The sequence below is a fragment of the uncultured Intestinimonas sp. genome (assembly GCF_944387245.1).
GTDB lineage: Bacteria > Bacillota > Clostridia > Oscillospirales > Oscillospiraceae > Intestinimonas.
Genome location: NZ_CALXEE010000020.1, coordinates 1 through 15,997, shown reverse-complemented (window position 1 = coordinate 15,997; position 15,997 = coordinate 1). Strand labels below are relative to the sequence as shown.

The following is a 15,997-nucleotide window of genomic DNA, read 5'->3' as shown; positions in this document are numbered from 1 at the left end:
CAACGTATGAAAGTGGCAAAGGTCATCGGCAACATCTGGGCCACCCGCAAAGAGGAGAAGCTGGCCGGATATAAGCTGCTCATTGTGCAGCCCATCAACATCCTGGACGGCTCCAAGGACAAGACCCCCATGGTGGCGGCTGACATCATCGGCGCCGGCGTGGGAGAGACGGTGTTGATCGTCGGCGGGAGCTCGGCCCGGAGCGCTGCCGGGGACATGTCAGTCCCTGTTGACGCCACCGTTGTGGGCATCGTGGACGACCAGGAGATCGATTCCAGCGTTTTGGAGTAACAGCCGGTGCCGCCCCGCCAGGGCGGTAAATGGCAAAGGGAATAAGGCGGTGAAAGCATGAATCTGACCGAACTCATCAAGGCATCCGGTATTGTTGGCGCCGGCGGCGCTGGGTTTCCCACCCACGTCAAGCTCAACGCCAAGGCCGAATGCTTTGTGGTCAACGCCGCAGAGTGTGAGCCCCTCATCGAGACTGACAAGTATCTGTGCCGCACCTATGCGCCCCAGATCATAGCCGCGGTGGTGGCAGTGGCCGCCCATCTGGAGGCCAAGCGGGCAGTCATCGCACTCAAAGGAAAGTATAAGGCTGAGATCGCGGCCCTGTCCGACGCGATCAAGCTGGCGGACGCCCCCGTGGAGATCTTCGAGATGGGGACCTTCTATCCCGCCGGCGACGAACAGACCATGGTTCAGCAGGTCACCGGTCGGTCGGTACCGGAGCGGGGCCTGCCCCTGGACGTGGGCTGTGTTGTGGACAACGTGGGCACCCTGCTCAACATCTTCGACGCCATCCAGGGCCGTCCCGTGGTGGATAAGTTCCTCTCCGTGGTGGGTGAAGTAAAGGCCCCCATCATGCTCCACGTACCCGTGGGCACCGCCATCGCCGAATGCGTGAAGGCGGCGGAGCCGACCATCACCGACTATGCCCTGATCCTGGGTGGTCCCATGATGGGCAAAGTGCTCCTGAGCCAGGCGGACATTGATGCCGCCGTGGTTACCAAGACCACCGGCAACATCATCGTCCTGCCCAAAGACCACTATCTGTTCAAGCGGGCCACCCTGCCCATGGAGGCCATCCGGCACCAGACCCGCAGTGCCTGCATCCAGTGCCGGATGTGCACCGACCTCTGCCCCCGGTATCTCATCGGCCATCAGATCCGCCCCAACCTGGTGATGCGGAACCTCTGGCGGGAGCCGGGGATGGAGGACAACGCGGAGTACGAGCGCTGCTTCGGCGACGCGGCCAACTGCTGCGACTGCGGCGTGTGTGAGATGTTTGCCTGTCCCATGGGCCTTTCGCCCCGGAAGGTGAACCAGTACATCAAGGGCCAGCTCCGCGCCCGCGGCATCCAGGTGCCCCGGAACATGGAACCCCAGGCCCGGTCCTTTGTGGACCAGCGCCACACCCCCACGGACCGCCTGGTGGCCCGACTGGGGCTCTCCGAGTACTACGGGCTCCACGCCCATGAGTGCAAGGAGCTCAGCCCCAATGAGGTCTTTATCCCCTTCTCTCAGCACATCGGTAAGCCCGCCAATGTGGTAAAGGCGGTGGGCGACTATGTGGAGCGGGGAGAGATCCTGGCCGAGGCCGCCGAGGGATTGTCCGCCAACATCCACGCCAGCATCTCCGGCGTGGTGGTGGAGGTCACCGATAAGGGCGCCCGTATCAGCAGCCGGAAGGAGTGAGAAGCATGGGAAACGCCAGCAGACTTGCCATCGGCATGGTAGAACTCAACAGCATCGCGCGGGGCATCGAGACCTGCGACTACATGGTGAAGGCGGCTCAGGTGGACCTCATCCGATCCTCCACCGTCTGTCCGGGTAAGTACATGGTCCTCATCGCCGGGGACACCGGCGACGTAAAGGCCTCCATGGCCGAGGGCATCAAGCGGGGCGGCGAGTGCGTGGTGGACACGCTGACCCTCCCCAATGTCCATCCTCAGGTCATTCAGGCCATCAGCATGACCACCCAGGTGGAGAAGCCGGGCGCCGTGGGCGTCCTGGAGTTTTACTCCGTGGCCTCCGCCATCACTGCCGCTGACGTGGCGGCGAAAGCGGCCAACATCACCCTCATTGAAGTCCGCATCGGCTACGCCATCGGCGGCAAGGGCTATGTGACCCTCACCGGCGACGTGGGCGCGGTCCGGGCGGCCGTGGCGGCCGCAGAGCGGGAAGCGGAGCTCCTGGTGGGCACCACCGTTATCCCGCGTCCTTCCCCCAAACTGTTCCAGTCTCTGCTGTAAGCCGAAGCTGACAGAAGGCTTCCCAATGGGAGCAGACCCATTCTGAGAAGAGAAGGAGAGTAAACTATGGATTATAGTGAACTGATTGCTGCTGCTGATCCCAGCATATTTACCGACAGTATCTCCGCATGGATCTCTGGTATCTCTATCAACTCCGTCATCATGCTTATCATGATGATCTTCATGCTCGTTGGCGCCATCGATAAAATCCGCGGCAACAAGCTCGGTTATGGTGAGAAGTTTGAAGACGGCTTCAACGCTATGGGCGGTCTGGCCATGTCCATGGCCGGCGTCGTGGCCGCGGCCCCTGTTCTGTCCATGCTGCTGGGCCCCATCCTGAAGCCCATCTACGGCATCTTCGGTGCCAGCCCCGCCATGTTCGCCACCACCCTGCTGGCCTGCGACATGGGCGGCTATCCTCTGGCCATGCAGCTGGCCGGTGATGACATCGCCATCGGTAACTTTGCCGGCCTGATCCTGGGCACCATGATGGGTCCCACCATCGTGTTCACCATCCCCGTGGCTCTGGGTATCATCAAGAAGGAAGACCGCGGCTACCTGGGCGCCGGTGTTCTGGCTGGTATGATCACCATTCCCATCGGCTGCATCGTGGGTGGCCTGATGATGAACACCCTGGCTCCTGAGTATCACCTGGGTATCATCACCATCATCCAGAACCTGATCCCCGTCATCATCATCGCTGCTCTGATCGTCATCGGCCTGTGGTGTGCCCCTGGCCCCATGATCAAAGGCTTCAACGTGTTCGGTACCGGCGTGACCATCGTCATCACCGCCCTCACCGCCATCGCTGTCTTTGAGCAGATCACCGGCATCATGTTCCCCGTGTTCCACATCATGGTCGAGAACCCCGCCGACGGCTCCCGTGGTCTGGACAGCGGCCTCCTGGTCTGTGGCCAGATCGCCATCGTCCTCATCGGCGCCTTCCCCATGGTGGAGTGGATCACCCGCACCTTCGGCAAGCCTCTGGAGAAGATCGGTGCCGCTCTTGGCATGAACGAGCAGGGCTCTGCCGGTATGGTGGCCAACCTGGCCAACAACATCGCCATGTTCAACATCATGGGCGAGATGAACCCCAAGGGCAAGCTGCTGAACGTGGCCTTCTCCGTGTCCGCCGCCTTCGTGTTCGGCGACCACCTGGGCTTCACTGCCGGCAACAACCCCGACATGATCTTCCCCGTGATCGTTGGCAAGCTGGTGGCTGGTGTTACCGCCATCATCGTGGCCAATATCCTGGCGCCCAAGCTGCTGTCTAAGATCGAGAACGTGAAGTTCGACTAACTGGCAGCGCGGAAAGGTAAGGAATCGCTATGAACGTAAGTGAAGAACTCATTCGCAGCATCGTAGAAAAGGTCATCGCCGAAGCGGCGGGCTCTACCGGCAAGTGCGACTTCCAGAAGCAGGTGGACCCCAGCGGCGTCATCGGCGTCAAGACCTCCACCGTGAAACTGGAGCCCTTCGAGGGCCGTAACGATGTCAAGCTCAAGGACGTGGCCACCCTGGAGGAGGCCCCCCGCATGGGCTGCGGCATCATGGAACTCTCCGATGGAGCCGACTTTGAGTGGACCCTGACCTACGATGAGTGGGACATCGTGCTGGAAGGCCGTCTGGAGATCAAGATCGACGGTCGTGTGGTAGGCGGCGACGCCGGCGATGTGATCTACATCCCCAAGGGCAGCCACATCCACTTCAGCACCCCCGACTATGCCAAGTACGCCTACACTGTTTTCCCCGCCGACTGGCAGTAACCAATTCAGATGGACCCCGCCGCAGTGCCTGCGGCGGGGTCCATTTCGTTTTTGAATGTGCCCCCTTGACAAGGAGGCAAGAGGGCCAGTATAATATATATAAGCCAAGCTGACAACTGAATCATAAGTGGTACACAGGTGCTTTGACGAGCTCAAAAGGGAAGTCGGGTGAGAATCCCGCGCAAAGCCGTTGCTGTATTGGCGAAGTGGTCCCCATTAGGTCACTGGAGAGAAAGCTCTGGGAAGGCGGGGAGCGCGTTTGGACGCCTAAGTCAGAATACCTGCCTGTGTATGGCGCACACGAGACCTCCTCGCGCTTAGGAGGGTGCAGTTCCCACGGCGAAAGCCAGTGGGCCGTTGCTGTATCCTTTTTAAGAGGGATACGGCTTTTTTGTTGTCGGCGCTAAAGGGTGGACGGGACGAACCGCCATTCCTCCTTATGCGATGTGTCAGGTGGCCAACTTCACCTCCCTTTGGAACTGGTATGGCAAGCTGATGCAGGGCAAGGACCCATAGCTGCCACTGTGGGTCCGGCCATACCAGGAAATACCCGCCTGTGGAGAAGAGCGGAGCCATCCCGATGCAGGGATGACTCCGCCGCTTTTTTACCGGAAAGAGCCAAAAAAAGCGGCAGAACGCCGGTGTTCCGTTGACAAAAAGGATGTGACCCGATATAATCAATACTGATAAGATATGCCGCCAACTGGGCGGCAGGCCGGGCGGCAGTGCTGCCCGTGAAGGAGGAGACGGATCATGAAACGAGATCCTGTGAAAGCAACTGTACTGGCCACCAAGCTGATCCCAAACGTATCTCCTGATATGGCCAAGGAGCTGGGCCTGCAGCCCGGCGAGAAGTCCCTGGCCCTGGTCACTGCCGACTGCGATGATGTGACCTATACCGCCCTGGACGAGGCCACCAAGAAGGCCGACTGCCGCGTGGCCTACGCCAAGAGCTTCTACGGCGGCGCTGCCAACGCCAACACCAAGCTGGCCGGTGAGATCATCGGCATCCTGGCCGCCCCCAACCCCGCTGAGGCCAAGGCCGGCCTGGCCGCCTGTGTGGACATGATTGAGAACGTGTGCCACTTCGTCTCCGCCAACGAGGACGATACCATTGTCTACTACGCCCACTGCATCTCCCGGACCGGTTCCTACCTGTCCGAGGCCTGCGGCATCCAGGAGGGCGAGGCTATCGCCTACCTGATCGCTCCTCCTCTGGAGGCCATGTACGGCGTCGATGCCGCTCTGAAGGCCGCCGACGTCCGTCTGTGCGTGCTGTACGCGCCCCCCAGCGAGACCAACTTCGGCGGCGGTCTGCTCACCGGCAGCCAGTCCGCCTGTAAGTCCGCCTGTGACGCCTTCGCCTCCGCTGTGGAGTTCGTGGCCGACAACCCCATCGACTGATTTTTGCCCCATCAACGGCCCGGAGACGGCGTAGAATCACCGCTCCGGGCCGTTTTTTGTCCGTTCCGAATGTTGAAAGGGAGGAAGTCCATGCGTATCATCATCTCACCAGCCAAGAAAATGAATGAAGATCTGGACGGGCTGCCGCCCAGAGAGCTGCCTGCTCTGCTGGAGGAGACAGAGCAGCTGCTGGGCTATCTGAAGGGACTTTCTTTGACGGAACTGAAGAAGCTGCTCGCCTGTAACGACCAGCTGGCTCAGCTCAACTACCAGCGGTTCCAGACCATGGACCTGCGCCAGCGGTTGACGCCGGCGCTTCTGGCCTATGAAGGGATTCAGTATCGCTATATGGCGCCTGCGGTCTTTTCAGAAGGAGCGTTGGCCTACGTGCAGGAGCACCTGCGCATCCTTTCCGGGTTTTACGGAGTGCTCCGCCCCTTTGACGGAGTGACTCCCTATCGGTTGGAGATGCAGGCCAGGCTGAAGACCCCGTTTTGTAAGGACCTCTATGCTTTCTGGGGAGGCAAGCTGGCCGAAGCTCTGGCGCCCGACGGTGTGGTGGTGGATTTGGCCTCTGGGGAGTACAGTAAGGCAGTGATCCCCCACCTACCCGCTGGAACAAGGGTGATTACGCCCGTTTTCGGGGAACTGCGTGCCGACGGAAAGGTAGTGGAGAAAGGGGTCCATGTCAAGATGGCCAGAGGGGAGATGGTCCGTTTTCTGTCAGAGGGCGGCGTGGAAGACCCGGAGGGCATCACTGCCTTCGAGGGACTCCATTTTCGGTATTGCCCACAGAGATCCCAGCCGGACCGGCCGGTCTTTCTGCGCGATGTGGAGAAAAGGTAAAGTGGGGTAAAATTCCGTTGACGGTGGCATAAATAGCATGTATAATGTAATTGTGAAAGATTGTGTTTGAGACAGAAAGGACCATGGAGCTATGAGCGATGCTGCTGCGGAAAAAGCTACCGTGCTCACCCACAAGTGGAGTTGCCCCAGGCCTGTTGAAGAGACATGACCTGCTTTTCGAATGGAAAAGCAGGCTATGTCTTTTTCTTTTGCCCGGATGCGGGGAAACGCCTGCAGACGGATGGCAAGGGAACTGATCCGACCATTCGATTTCAGAGAGAAGAAAGAGAAAAAGGAGCATTTCGATGAGTATTGCCAATATTCTGAGCCTGTTGGGCGGCTTGGCGCTGTTCCTGCACGGAATGCAGATGATGAGCTCCGGCCTGGAGGCCGCGGCCGGCAACCGGATGAAGAGCATCCTGGAAAAGCTGACGGCCAACCGGGTGCTGGGCGTGCTGGTGGGCGCGGTAATCACCGCCGTCATCCAGTCCTCCTCCGCCACCACGGTCATGGTGGTGGGCTTCGTTAACTCCGGCATGATGACCCTCACCCAGGCGGTGTGGATCATCATGGGCGCCAACATCGGCACCACCATCACCGGACAGCTCATCGCCCTGGACGTAGGCGCTTTGGCCCCCCTCTTCGCCTTCCTGGGCGTGGCTATGATGGTATTTTTGAAAAAGCCGCAGATCCACCACTATGGCAGTATCCTGGGCGGCCTGGGTGTCCTCTTTATCGGCATGGACATGATGAGCGCAGCCATGGTCCCCCTGCGCGAAATGCCCGCTTTTGTGGACCTGATGACCAAGTTCTCCAATCCTGTGTTGGGTATCCTGGCCGGCGCACTCTTTACCGCCCTCATCCAGTCCTCCTCCGCTTCTGTAGGTATCCTCCAGGCGCTGGCCAACAGTGGCGTTATCGGACTGGGCAGTGCGGTGTATGTCCTGTTCGGCCAGAATATCGGTACCTGCATCACCGCTGTGCTGGCCTCGGTGGGCACCGGGCGCAACGCCAAGCGGACCACCATCATCCACCTGATGTTCAACATCATTGGAACCATTCTGTTTACCACGCTGTGCCTGGTGACCCCACTCCTGGGGATCTCCCTGGTGGGTTTCGTGGAGAGCCTCACGCCCAACAGTCCCGCCTCCCAGATTGCCAACATGCACACCCTCTTTAATATTGTCACAACACTGCTCCTGCTGCCTCTGGGCAAGTGGATGGTGAAGGCGGCTATGCGCATCCTGCCTGAGCGCAAGCAGGATCTGGACGAGGGAATGCATCTGGCCTACCTCACTCCCATCAATGCCAATCAGGACCGTACCATCGGTCAGTCCGCTATCTATATCAGCCAGCTTCGTCAGGAGCTCAACCGCATGCTGGACATGGCGAAGGAAAACGTCTCCACCGCCTTCCGGGCGGTACTGGACCGTGACCCCTCCCTGGTGGCCAAGGAGGAGTCGGTGGAAGAATATATTGACTTCCTCAACAAGGAAATTTCCCAGTTTATCTCCCATGTGATCGTCCACGAGACCAATGAGCAGGATTCCGCCGCGGTAAGCGCCTATTTCAAGATCGCGGGCAACATTGAGCGTATCGGTGACCACGCCATGAACATCTGTGGTTACAGCGGGATTCTAAAGGAGAAGGATGTCCATTTCTCCGAGGAGGCAAAGGAAGAAATCCGGGAGATGGAGGCTGTCAGCCGCAAAGCCATCGAGAAGCTCAGCGGTGTGGTATCCAATCCGGTGGAGTGGCTCAGCGAGGTTTCCGCCCTGGAGCAGAAGATGGACGACATGACGGCCAGCTTCCGGCGCCACCAGATGGAGCGGATGCGCAAAGGTATTTGCTCCGATGAGGGCTGTATTCTGTTCTCTGAGATGCTCACCGACTTTGAGCGTATCGGCGACCATGTGCTCAACATCGCGCAGGAGCGCTCCAGTGCCAGCCTGCCCTGAGGTGGAAGATAGAACAAGACCGCCATGCTCCGGCTCAGGCCGGGACATGGCGGTCTTTGGCTGTTTAGAGGGACTCACCGGAGAAAATGCTCCAGCCGTCTTTGCCGCAGTGCTTGGCACAGCACAAAGCGCTGTCGGCGTGGGGATAGAGCTTATTAAAGGATTGACCTTGGTCTGGGATCATAGCAGCGCCTATGCTGCAGGAGACAGAGATTTGAGGGTATGTTGGGTTCTGTGAGGGGACGGAATTCCTCGCGCAGGCGGCGAATGCGGCTGACATGCAATTCAGAAATGATATCCACCTCCTTGCATGATATCCTGTACCCACGGTATACCATATTTTAAATGGAAGCAGAACGGGGAAATTGTGGGATTTGATACGTAAAGTTATAAATTTTACATATATAAACATAAATAATAGGTATAACACAAAAATAAGTTGCTATTCAAGACAAAAGGGGACAGGAAAACCATGTATTATTACTTTGCTCCCATGGAGGGGGTGACAGGCAGGCTGTTCCGGCGGGTCCACAGTCAGTTTTTTCATGGGGTGGACAAATATTTTATGCCTTTTGTCTCACCCGGAAAGGACAGGGTCTTTTCCAGACGGGATATGCGGGAACTCACGCCGGATGCAGAGGCCAGGGTGCCGGAGGTGCCCCAGCTGTTGACCTGTCAGGCAGAGGACTTCCTCTGGGCGGCGGAACTATTGGCCGACCTGGGCTATCGGGAGGTCAATCTGAATCTGGGCTGTCCTTCCGGGACTGTTACCGCCAAAGGGAAGGGGGCCGGCTTCCTTCGGGACCCTGATGGACTGGATCGCTTTCTGGAGCAGATCTTCAGCCGGGCCAAAGTCGCCATTTCCATCAAGACCCGGGTGGGCTTTTCATCGCCAGAGGAATTTGAACGGCTGCAGGAGTGCTTTGACCGCTATCCCTGTGCGGAGCTTATTGTCCACCCCAGAGTGCGGTCGGATTTCTATAAGGGCAAGGTGCGGCTGGAGGCCTTTGCTTCGGCGGTGGAGCGGAGTACGGTCTCACTGTGTTACAACGGAGACCTGACCACTTCGGATGAGATTGGGATCTTCCGGCAGTGTTTTCCCGCGGTAGACCGGGTCATGCTGGGCCGGGGATTGGTGGGGGACCCCGCTCTGGCGTCCAAGGCCAAAGGAGGACCGTCATCCGACCGAGACACGCTGCGGCGGTTCCACGATGCCCTTTATGAGGGCTATGCGGAGGCCTTCGGCAGCCGGCACAACGCTATGCTTCGCATGAAGGAGCTGTGGTTCTACCTCATCTGGCTCTTTGCCGGTCATGAGCGCCTGGGCAAGACTCTGAAGAAGGCCAAAAACCCCGCTGAGTATGAAGCGTGTGTGGAGGCCATTTTCGGGGAGTTCTCCCTACAGAGGGATTCTGCTGCCGGCTGGCGGGACCAGCCTATATTTTGACACAGGGCCTGGGCCGTGGTATGATGGATCAAATCAGATGGAAATGGGGGAATACACTTGGAAAACAAAGCATATGAGACCATTCTGGGGCGCCGGAGCATCCGGGCCTTTCAGCCCCGGCAGGTGGAGCAGCAGGAACTGGACGCGGTGCTCCAGGCGGGGCTGTACGCCCCTTGCGGAATGGGCAGCCAGTTGGTGACACTGGTGGCCGTCCAGGACCCGGCGGTCCGGGGCAAGCTGTCCGCCATGAACGCCGCCATTATGGGCACCAACAGTGATCCCTACTACGGAGCACCTACCATCGTGGTGGTGCTGGCATCGCCGGAGCGGTACACCTGGGTGGAGGACGGCAGCTGCGCGCTGACCGTCATGATGGAGGCCGCCCACGCCCTGGGTCTGGGTTCCTGCTGGATTCACCGGGCGCGGGAGATGTTCGACAGCGACGAGGGCAAGGCCCTGCTCAAGGAATGGGGCGTCCCCGCGTGCATGCGGGGCGTGGGGACCCTGGCCCTGGGCTATCCTGCGGGTGCGGCGCCTACGGCGCCTGCGCGGAAACCCGGCCGTGTATTCAAGATCTGAACATAAAAAAGTCGTCCGGCCAGTAGGCTGGACGACTTTTTTACAGGGAATGCTTCAACCCAAAAGCTCGCTCTCCAGGTCAGAGAGCATCACATCCAGAGCGGTGATACCGCCTTCGGCAGTGTACCACACGGCGGGGTGGGCCAGGTAGACGATATGGCCGTTCTTGTAGGCATCGGTCCCCATCACCAGCTCATTCTCCATGATCTCCCGGGCCAGCTTGGCGCCCTCGGTGGCGATGGCGGCATCCCGGTCCATGACGAAAATATAGTCAGGGGCTTTGTCCACAATGAACTCGAAGGAGGCCTCATTGCCGTGGGTGGAGGTGTCCAGAGCGGCGTCCACGCCGATGTTCTCAAAGCCGATCTCCCGGCCGATGATGGAGCAGCGACTGTCGTTGCCCAGAACGTTGAAGCTGCCGCTGGTGCACATGCCTACGATGGCGGTCTTGCCGTCGGCAAAGGCGGACAGGGTGGCGATCCGACTGTCAAACTCGGCCATGAGTGCATCGACCTTTTCCTCCAGACCGAACATGGAGGCCACGGTGACGGCATTCTTGCGGACACTCTCCACCACGCCGATCTCGGTGTCGGTGGCCAGGTACACCACGGGAGCGATCTCGCTGAGGGCGTCGTAGGAGGTGGCCAGACGGCCGCCGATGAAGATCACATCGGGATCACAGGCCATGACGGCCTCCAGGCCGGCCTCCTTGATGGTACCCAGCTCGGCGATGTCGTCGTTGATGTACCCCTGGAGGTAGTCCAGGCTGGTGTTGGCGGTGCCTACCACCCGATCACCCACGCCCAGAGCGTCCAGAATGTCCAGAGCGGCCATGTCCAGGATGGCGATGCGCTGGGGGTCGTAGGGGACCTCCAGCTCCACCGCTTCCTTGGCGCCGTTGAGGGAGGTAATGGTAACGGTGGCGGAGGGCTCCGTGGGGGCAGGCGCGGCGGTGCCGCCGGAGCAGGCGGCTAGGGAGAGGGCCAGGCTCAGGCCAAGGGCCAGAGAGACGAGCTTCTTCATGTGTGCAAACTCCTCTTCATAAAAAGTACGGAAAAATGGCGGGTCAATAGTAGATGGACAGGGGTTTTCCCTGGATGTTCAGGATCTCAAAGTCCACTCGGTAGATCTCGGACAGGTTCTCCTTGGTGATGACCTCCTCCACGGTGCCGAACTTGGCGATCCTGCCGTCCTTGAAGGCGCAGATGTAGTCGGAGTAGAAGGCGGCGTAGTTGATCTCATGGAGCACCAGGATCACCGTCTTGCCCAGCTCGTCGCAGAGCCGGCGGACGATCTTCATCATGTTGGTGGCGTGGTAGATGTCCAGGTTGTTGGTGGGCTCGTCCAGGAGGATGTACTCGGTGTCCTGGGCGATGACCATGGCGATAAGGGCCCGCTGGCGCTGGCCGCCGGAGAGCTCGTCGATGAACCGGTCCTGGAACTCCTCTAGCTCCATGTAGGCAATGGCCCGGTCGATGATGGCCCGGTCCTCGTCGGTGAGGCGGCTGCCCGAGTAGGGGAAGCGGCCGAAGGCCACCAGCTCCCGGACGGTGAGCTTCATCTGGATGCTGTTGGACTGGGTGAGGATGGCCAGGCGCTTGGAGAGCTCCTTGCTCTTCCACTTGCCGATGTCCTTGCCCTCGAAGTCAACCAGCCCGCTGTCGTGGGCGATGAGCCGGGAGATCATGCCCATCACCGTGGATTTTCCGGCGCCGTTGGGGCCGATGAGAGAGATGACCTTCCCCTTGGGGATGGTGAAGCTGACGGCGTCCACCACGGTCTTGCCGTCATAGCGTTTGGTCAGTTCGGAGATCTTCATGGATCACACCTTCTTTCTGGTCAGCAATAGGTAGAGGAAGTAGAGGCCGCCGCCCACGGTGATGAAGACGCTCACGGGCACGGCGTAGGTGTAGACGTGCTCCACAATGAGCTGTCCGCCTACCAGCACCGCCATACCGAAGAGGGCGGAGCCCAGGATGAGCTGGCTGTGGCGGTAGGTGCGGAGAAGCTGGCGGGAGAGGTTAGCGATGATGAGCCCCAGAAAGGAGATGGGACCCACCATGGCGGTGGCCACGGCGATGCACAGGGTCACCCCAAGCAGCAGCCGGCGGACGCAGCGGTCGTAGTCCACCCCCAGGTTGATGGCCTTGTCCTTACCCAACGTGAGTACATCCAGCAGGGCCAGCTCCTTCCGCAGGGCAAAGGTGATGCCTGCCAGCAGAAGGGTGGAGAAAAGGAGAATCTCTGAGTTGATGTTGCTGAAGCTGGCCACCAGGGAGGTGAGCAGAGTGTCGTACTCGTTGGGGTCCATGACCCGGGTGAGGGTGGTCTGGATGCTGCCGAAGAAGGAGGTGAGCACCGTCCCCACCAGCAGTACGTAGAGCACGTTGTGCCGGGTCTTTTGAAAAATCCAGCTGTAGACCACCGTGGCGGTAAGGCCCATGAGCACCACGTCCACGGCGAAGGAGAGGTTGGCGTTGGCGGCGATGAGGCTGCCCGAGCCCAGGAAGAAGACCACCGCCGTGTGGATAAGGGTGTAAAGGGAGTTCATGCCCAGCAGGCAGGGGGTGACGATGGTGTTGTTGATGATGGACTGAAAGACAATGGAGGCGCCGCCGATGGCGAAGGCGGTGAGAAGCATAGCCAGGAGTTTGGGGGTGCGGAGTTTCATGGCGTAGCCCAGGAGCCTGGGGTCGGCGAAGTTCACCTCCACCAGCAGGTAGCCGGCGGCGCAGGCCAGGGTCAGCAGGGTGAGGAGCAGCAGCTTCCGGCGATTGCTGCGTGCGGCGGACAGGTTCACAGGGCGCTCCCTCCTTCCAGCTGGGTGGGGGCCTGGCAGCAGCCGGAGCCGCCCCCCAGACGGATGGCCTTTCGTCCATGCTTCAGGCGATAGAACAGCAGGCCAATGAAGATGAGGCTGCCCAGAATGCCCACGATGAGCTCGATGGGCAGCTCATAGGGGTAGATCACCACCCGGCCGATCATGTCGCAGGCGAGCACGAAGAGAGCGCCGAAGAGCGCGGTGTCCACCAGTGTGCCCCGAATCTTGTCCCCCTTGAACATGGCCACCACGTTGGGGACGATGAGGCCGATGTAGGAGATGGAGCCCACCACCACCACGATGGCCGCTGTGATCATGGCGGCGATGGTGAGACCCAGAAAGAGCACCACGTTGTAGGGTACACCCAGGTTTTTGGAAAAGTCCCGGCCCATGCCCACGATGTTGAAGTGGTTGGCAAAGAGAAAGGCCAGCACCACCAGGGGCACCGCCAGCCAAACGATCTCATACCGGCCTTTGAGGACCAGTGAGAAGTGGCCCACCAGCCAGGAGGAGAGGGCTTGGGTCATCTCGTATTTATAGGCCAGATAGCTGGTGATGCCGCCGATGACGTTGCCGAACATGATGCCCACCAGGGGTACCATGACCGCGTCCTTGAACTGGATACGCTGGATGAACCAGACGAAGATCCAGGTACCCAGGACGGCAAAGACAAAGGCGAAGATGGCCCGGCTCCACAGAGTGGAGGTTGGGAGGAACAGCAGGGCGAGCAGGATGCCGAACTGGGCTGAGGAGATGGTAGCGCCAGTGGTGGGGGAGACAAACTTGTTGCTACACAGCTGCTGCATGATGAGACCGGCGACGCTCATACCCACACCGGTGCATAAAATGGCCAGCAGACGGGGCAGACGAGAGATGAGGAAGATCTCCAGAAGCTCCAGGTCTCCGGCGAGAAGCGCCCCCGGCGTGAGATCAATGACACCCACAAAGAGGGAGCCCACCGACAGCAGGAGCAGGGCCAGAGACAGGATCAGGGTGGAACGGGACAGACGAATCATAGTACCTCCTTCTACGACTTGGTTAGCTTTAACTAACCAGATGACAAAAAGAACGTGACAGGCAAGACGACTGGTCTTACATGTCACATCAATGCGCGTCGCATGAAAAGGATACCACAAATGGTTAGCGATAGGCAACTGTAAATAGAATACAAAAATAGCAGCGGCATGATAGGAAGATTATCAGCAATGTAAATAGATAGGACCTGTCTCTGACTGGATAAGGTCAGAGACAGGTCCCGGTGTTCAGAAAAAGGGAAAGGGGTCTCGCTGCCATCCGCAGTGCAAGGTGGCTGGATCGTGACACAGAGTCAGTGCGGCGCCGGGGGGCAGGCGCAGGAGCAGTCGGATGCCGCTGGCGCCTCGACAGAGGGTCAGGATATAGACTCCGGGAAAGAGGCCGCTGAAGAGAGCGGTGTCGGTGCATAGCAGAGGTTTGGCTGAGAAGGAGGGGCGGCACCAGCGCTGCAAGGTCACACTGTCCCAGGGGCAGGGGGAACAGAGACAGACACGGAGGGCGCAGCGTCCGGGGACGGAGCAAAGCCGCAGGTCCTGTGCGGCCTCCTCATCGGTGCGGAGACAGAAAATGGAGCCCTGGGCCAGACCGGAGGGACGGGTTACTGACTGACTTTGGCCTTGACCAGATACTGACCGCCGGTGACGCCGCCAAAGAGGTAGTTTCCCGTGCTGTTGGTCTTGGTGGAGGCCAGCAGAATCTCACGGGTCGTGGTGCCCTCGGTGATCACCTGATAGAGCCCCACAAAGCAATCTGCCACAGCGTTGCCATTCTGGTCTGTGACGATGCCGCTGACGGTGCCGTTGTAGGTCCTGGCATCCACCAGGATGGTCATGACCAGGTTAGCGGTGGAACCGCCGGTGATGGTGGTGGTCATGGGGGCGGTGGTCACATAGCCGTCAGCAGAAGCCACAATGCTGTAAATGCCGTCGGCCACATCATAGAACAGAAACTCTCCGTCGGCGGCGGTGTAAGTGGTGGCGATGGTCTCACCCAAGGTGTTGCGGAGGGAGACCTTGGCTCCACCCAAAGGGGTACCCGTTGTACCGGCGACGGTCAGAATACCGGCTATGGCGCCCAGAGCCAGAGTGGTATCGGCGGTGCAGAAGAGCGGGATGGCGGTGGTATCCCCGCTGGAGAGGGTGACGCCCACGGAAGAACTCATCAAATAGCCGTCGGCAACGGCGGCGATGCTGTAAGTCCCGGCGGGGACACCATTCAGAGTGTACTCGCCCAGGGCATTGGTCATAGTGTGCTGATAGGGGAGTCCGGCGCTGTCAAAGAGCTTGACGGTGGCGTCGGGGATGGGATCGGTGCCGTCGGTGACGGTGCCGGTCACGGTGGCCAGAACAGTTGGGGCGGGAGGAAGGGTCAGGTTGACAGCCTCCTCCTGGGTGCCCTGGATCTGGAAGTTGGTGCTGTACGTCAGGCCATAAAGGTCCTGCTGAATGTCGGCCATAACTGCGATTACCTCCTGAACGATCGGTGACGGGCAGGGCGTCTGCCCCGCCACCACAAGCTATGCGCCAGCCGGCCGATGGGTGACGTCTTTTTTGCATAGGCATAAAAAGACGTCGGAGCAAAGCGGACTTTGCTCCGACGTGGAACATCCCAACAATATAGATGTATCAGAGTTCAGGTCTGCACCCAAAACCAAATCACAACCCAGCGCAAGCGGTTGTGATTTGGAAAGGAGAAGCAGCGGCATGAGCGCGCTCTGACTTTTGAAAAAAGTCGGAGCAAGCGATATAAAGCTTGCTCCGACGTGGTGCCGGTAGTCGGACTCGAACCGACACGATGTCGCCACCAACGGATTTTGAGTCCGTCACGTCTACCAATTCCATCATACCGGCGTGGACGATATAGGTGCAGAGATTATTATACACAAG

16 protein-coding genes, 1 tRNA gene and 1 riboswitch are annotated in these 15,997 nt (G+C 59.5%); of the genes, 10 read left to right on the top strand and 7 right to left on the bottom strand.

The window, feature by feature from the left end:
* Positions 1 to 6: 6 nt before the first annotated feature.
* The 8 genes from Q0K15_RS04470 (at position 7) to Q0K15_RS04435 (ending at position 8,229) form a co-directional block, all read left to right on the top strand.
* Complete coding sequence (locus Q0K15_RS04470) at positions 7 to 291, top strand: EutN/CcmL family microcompartment protein (RefSeq protein WP_204740000.1); 285 nt, start codon at positions 7 to 9, stop codon at positions 289 to 291.
* Positions 292 to 348: 57 nt separating this feature from the next.
* Positions 349 to 1,698, top strand: coding sequence for a 4Fe-4S dicluster domain-containing protein (locus tag Q0K15_RS04465; RefSeq protein ID WP_294512832.1), 1,350 nt, complete (start codon positions 349 to 351; stop codon positions 1,696 to 1,698).
* A 5-nt stretch (positions 1,699 to 1,703) separates the two neighbouring features.
* The gene (locus tag Q0K15_RS04460; RefSeq protein WP_294512829.1) at positions 1,704 to 2,255 is read left to right on the top strand and encodes a BMC domain-containing protein; all 552 of its coding nucleotides are present in this window, start codon (positions 1,704 to 1,706) and stop codon (positions 2,253 to 2,255) included.
* 66 nt (positions 2,256 to 2,321) lie between these two features.
* Positions 2,322 to 3,554 carry an ethanolamine utilization protein EutH gene (locus tag Q0K15_RS04455; protein WP_294512826.1) on the top strand — a complete coding sequence of 411 codons (1,233 nt, stop codon included), beginning with the start codon at positions 2,322 to 2,324 and terminating at the stop codon, positions 3,552 to 3,554.
* Between the two features lie 29 nt (positions 3,555 to 3,583).
* A complete protein-coding gene (locus tag Q0K15_RS04450; RefSeq protein WP_130849392.1) occupies positions 3,584 to 4,021 on the top strand; it encodes a cupin domain-containing protein in 438 nt (145 codons plus the stop codon).
* A gap of 119 nt (positions 4,022 to 4,140) precedes the next feature.
* A riboswitch (cobalamin riboswitch) is annotated at positions 4,141 to 4,325 on the top strand.
* Between the two features lie 449 nt (positions 4,326 to 4,774).
* Positions 4,775 to 5,425: an ethanolamine utilization microcompartment protein EutL gene (gene eutL, locus Q0K15_RS04445; RefSeq protein ID WP_294512819.1), complete on the top strand. Its 651-nt coding sequence runs from the start codon at positions 4,775 to 4,777 to the stop codon at positions 5,423 to 5,425.
* Positions 5,426 to 5,515: 90 nt separating this feature from the next.
* Positions 5,516 to 6,271, top strand: coding sequence for a peroxide stress protein YaaA (gene yaaA, locus Q0K15_RS04440; RefSeq protein ID WP_294512816.1), 756 nt, complete (start codon positions 5,516 to 5,518; stop codon positions 6,269 to 6,271).
* 305 nt (positions 6,272 to 6,576) lie between these two features.
* On the top strand, positions 6,577 to 8,229 hold the full coding sequence (locus Q0K15_RS04435; RefSeq protein ID WP_294512813.1) for a Na/Pi cotransporter family protein: 1,653 nt from the start codon (positions 6,577 to 6,579) through the stop codon (positions 8,227 to 8,229).
* A 64-nt stretch (positions 8,230 to 8,293) separates the two neighbouring features.
* Here Q0K15_RS04435 and Q0K15_RS04430 read toward each other — a convergent pair whose 3' ends face one another.
* A complete protein-coding gene (locus tag Q0K15_RS04430; RefSeq protein WP_294512885.1) occupies positions 8,294 to 8,509 on the bottom strand; it encodes a diguanylate cyclase in 216 nt (71 codons plus the stop codon).
* Positions 8,510 to 8,701: 192 nt separating this feature from the next.
* On the opposite strand from Q0K15_RS04430, the gene Q0K15_RS04425 reads away from it, so the two are divergent.
* Together Q0K15_RS04425 and Q0K15_RS04420 are read left to right on the top strand one after the other, a co-directional pair.
* Entirely contained in the window at positions 8,702 to 9,676 is a 975-nt protein-coding gene (locus Q0K15_RS04425) for a tRNA-dihydrouridine synthase family protein (RefSeq protein ID WP_294512810.1), read from the top strand.
* A 57-nt stretch (positions 9,677 to 9,733) separates the two neighbouring features.
* Positions 9,734 to 10,255: a nitroreductase family protein gene (locus Q0K15_RS04420; RefSeq protein WP_294512807.1), complete on the top strand. Its 522-nt coding sequence runs from the start codon at positions 9,734 to 9,736 to the stop codon at positions 10,253 to 10,255.
* A gap of 54 nt (positions 10,256 to 10,309) precedes the next feature.
* On the opposite strand, the gene Q0K15_RS04415 is transcribed toward Q0K15_RS04420, so the two are convergent.
* From Q0K15_RS04415 to Q0K15_RS04390, 6 genes are all read right to left on the bottom strand, one after another.
* The gene (locus tag Q0K15_RS04415; RefSeq protein ID WP_294512803.1) at positions 10,310 to 11,278 is read right to left on the bottom strand and encodes an ABC transporter substrate-binding protein; all 969 of its coding nucleotides are present in this window, start codon (positions 11,276 to 11,278) and stop codon (positions 10,310 to 10,312) included.
* 43 nt (positions 11,279 to 11,321) lie between these two features.
* On the bottom strand, positions 11,322 to 12,074 hold the full coding sequence (locus Q0K15_RS04410) for an ATP-binding cassette domain-containing protein (protein ID WP_294512799.1): 753 nt from the start codon (positions 12,072 to 12,074) through the stop codon (positions 11,322 to 11,324).
* Between the two features lie 3 nt (positions 12,075 to 12,077).
* Positions 12,078 to 13,055, bottom strand: coding sequence for an iron chelate uptake ABC transporter family permease subunit (locus tag Q0K15_RS04405; RefSeq protein ID WP_294512795.1), 978 nt, complete (start codon positions 13,053 to 13,055; stop codon positions 12,078 to 12,080).
* The gene (locus Q0K15_RS04400) at positions 13,052 to 14,092 is read right to left on the bottom strand and encodes an iron chelate uptake ABC transporter family permease subunit (protein WP_294512792.1); all 1,041 of its coding nucleotides are present in this window, start codon (positions 14,090 to 14,092) and stop codon (positions 13,052 to 13,054) included. The genes Q0K15_RS04405 and Q0K15_RS04400 overlap by 4 nt, the downstream gene beginning before the upstream one ends.
* 617 nt (positions 14,093 to 14,709) lie before the next feature.
* The gene (locus Q0K15_RS04395; protein WP_294512789.1) at positions 14,710 to 15,567 is read right to left on the bottom strand and encodes a carboxypeptidase-like regulatory domain-containing protein; all 858 of its coding nucleotides are present in this window, start codon (positions 15,565 to 15,567) and stop codon (positions 14,710 to 14,712) included.
* Positions 15,568 to 15,874: 307 nt separating this feature from the next.
* Positions 15,875 to 15,961, bottom strand: a tRNA-Leu gene (locus tag Q0K15_RS04390).
* Between the last annotated feature and the right edge of the window lie 36 nt (positions 15,962 to 15,997).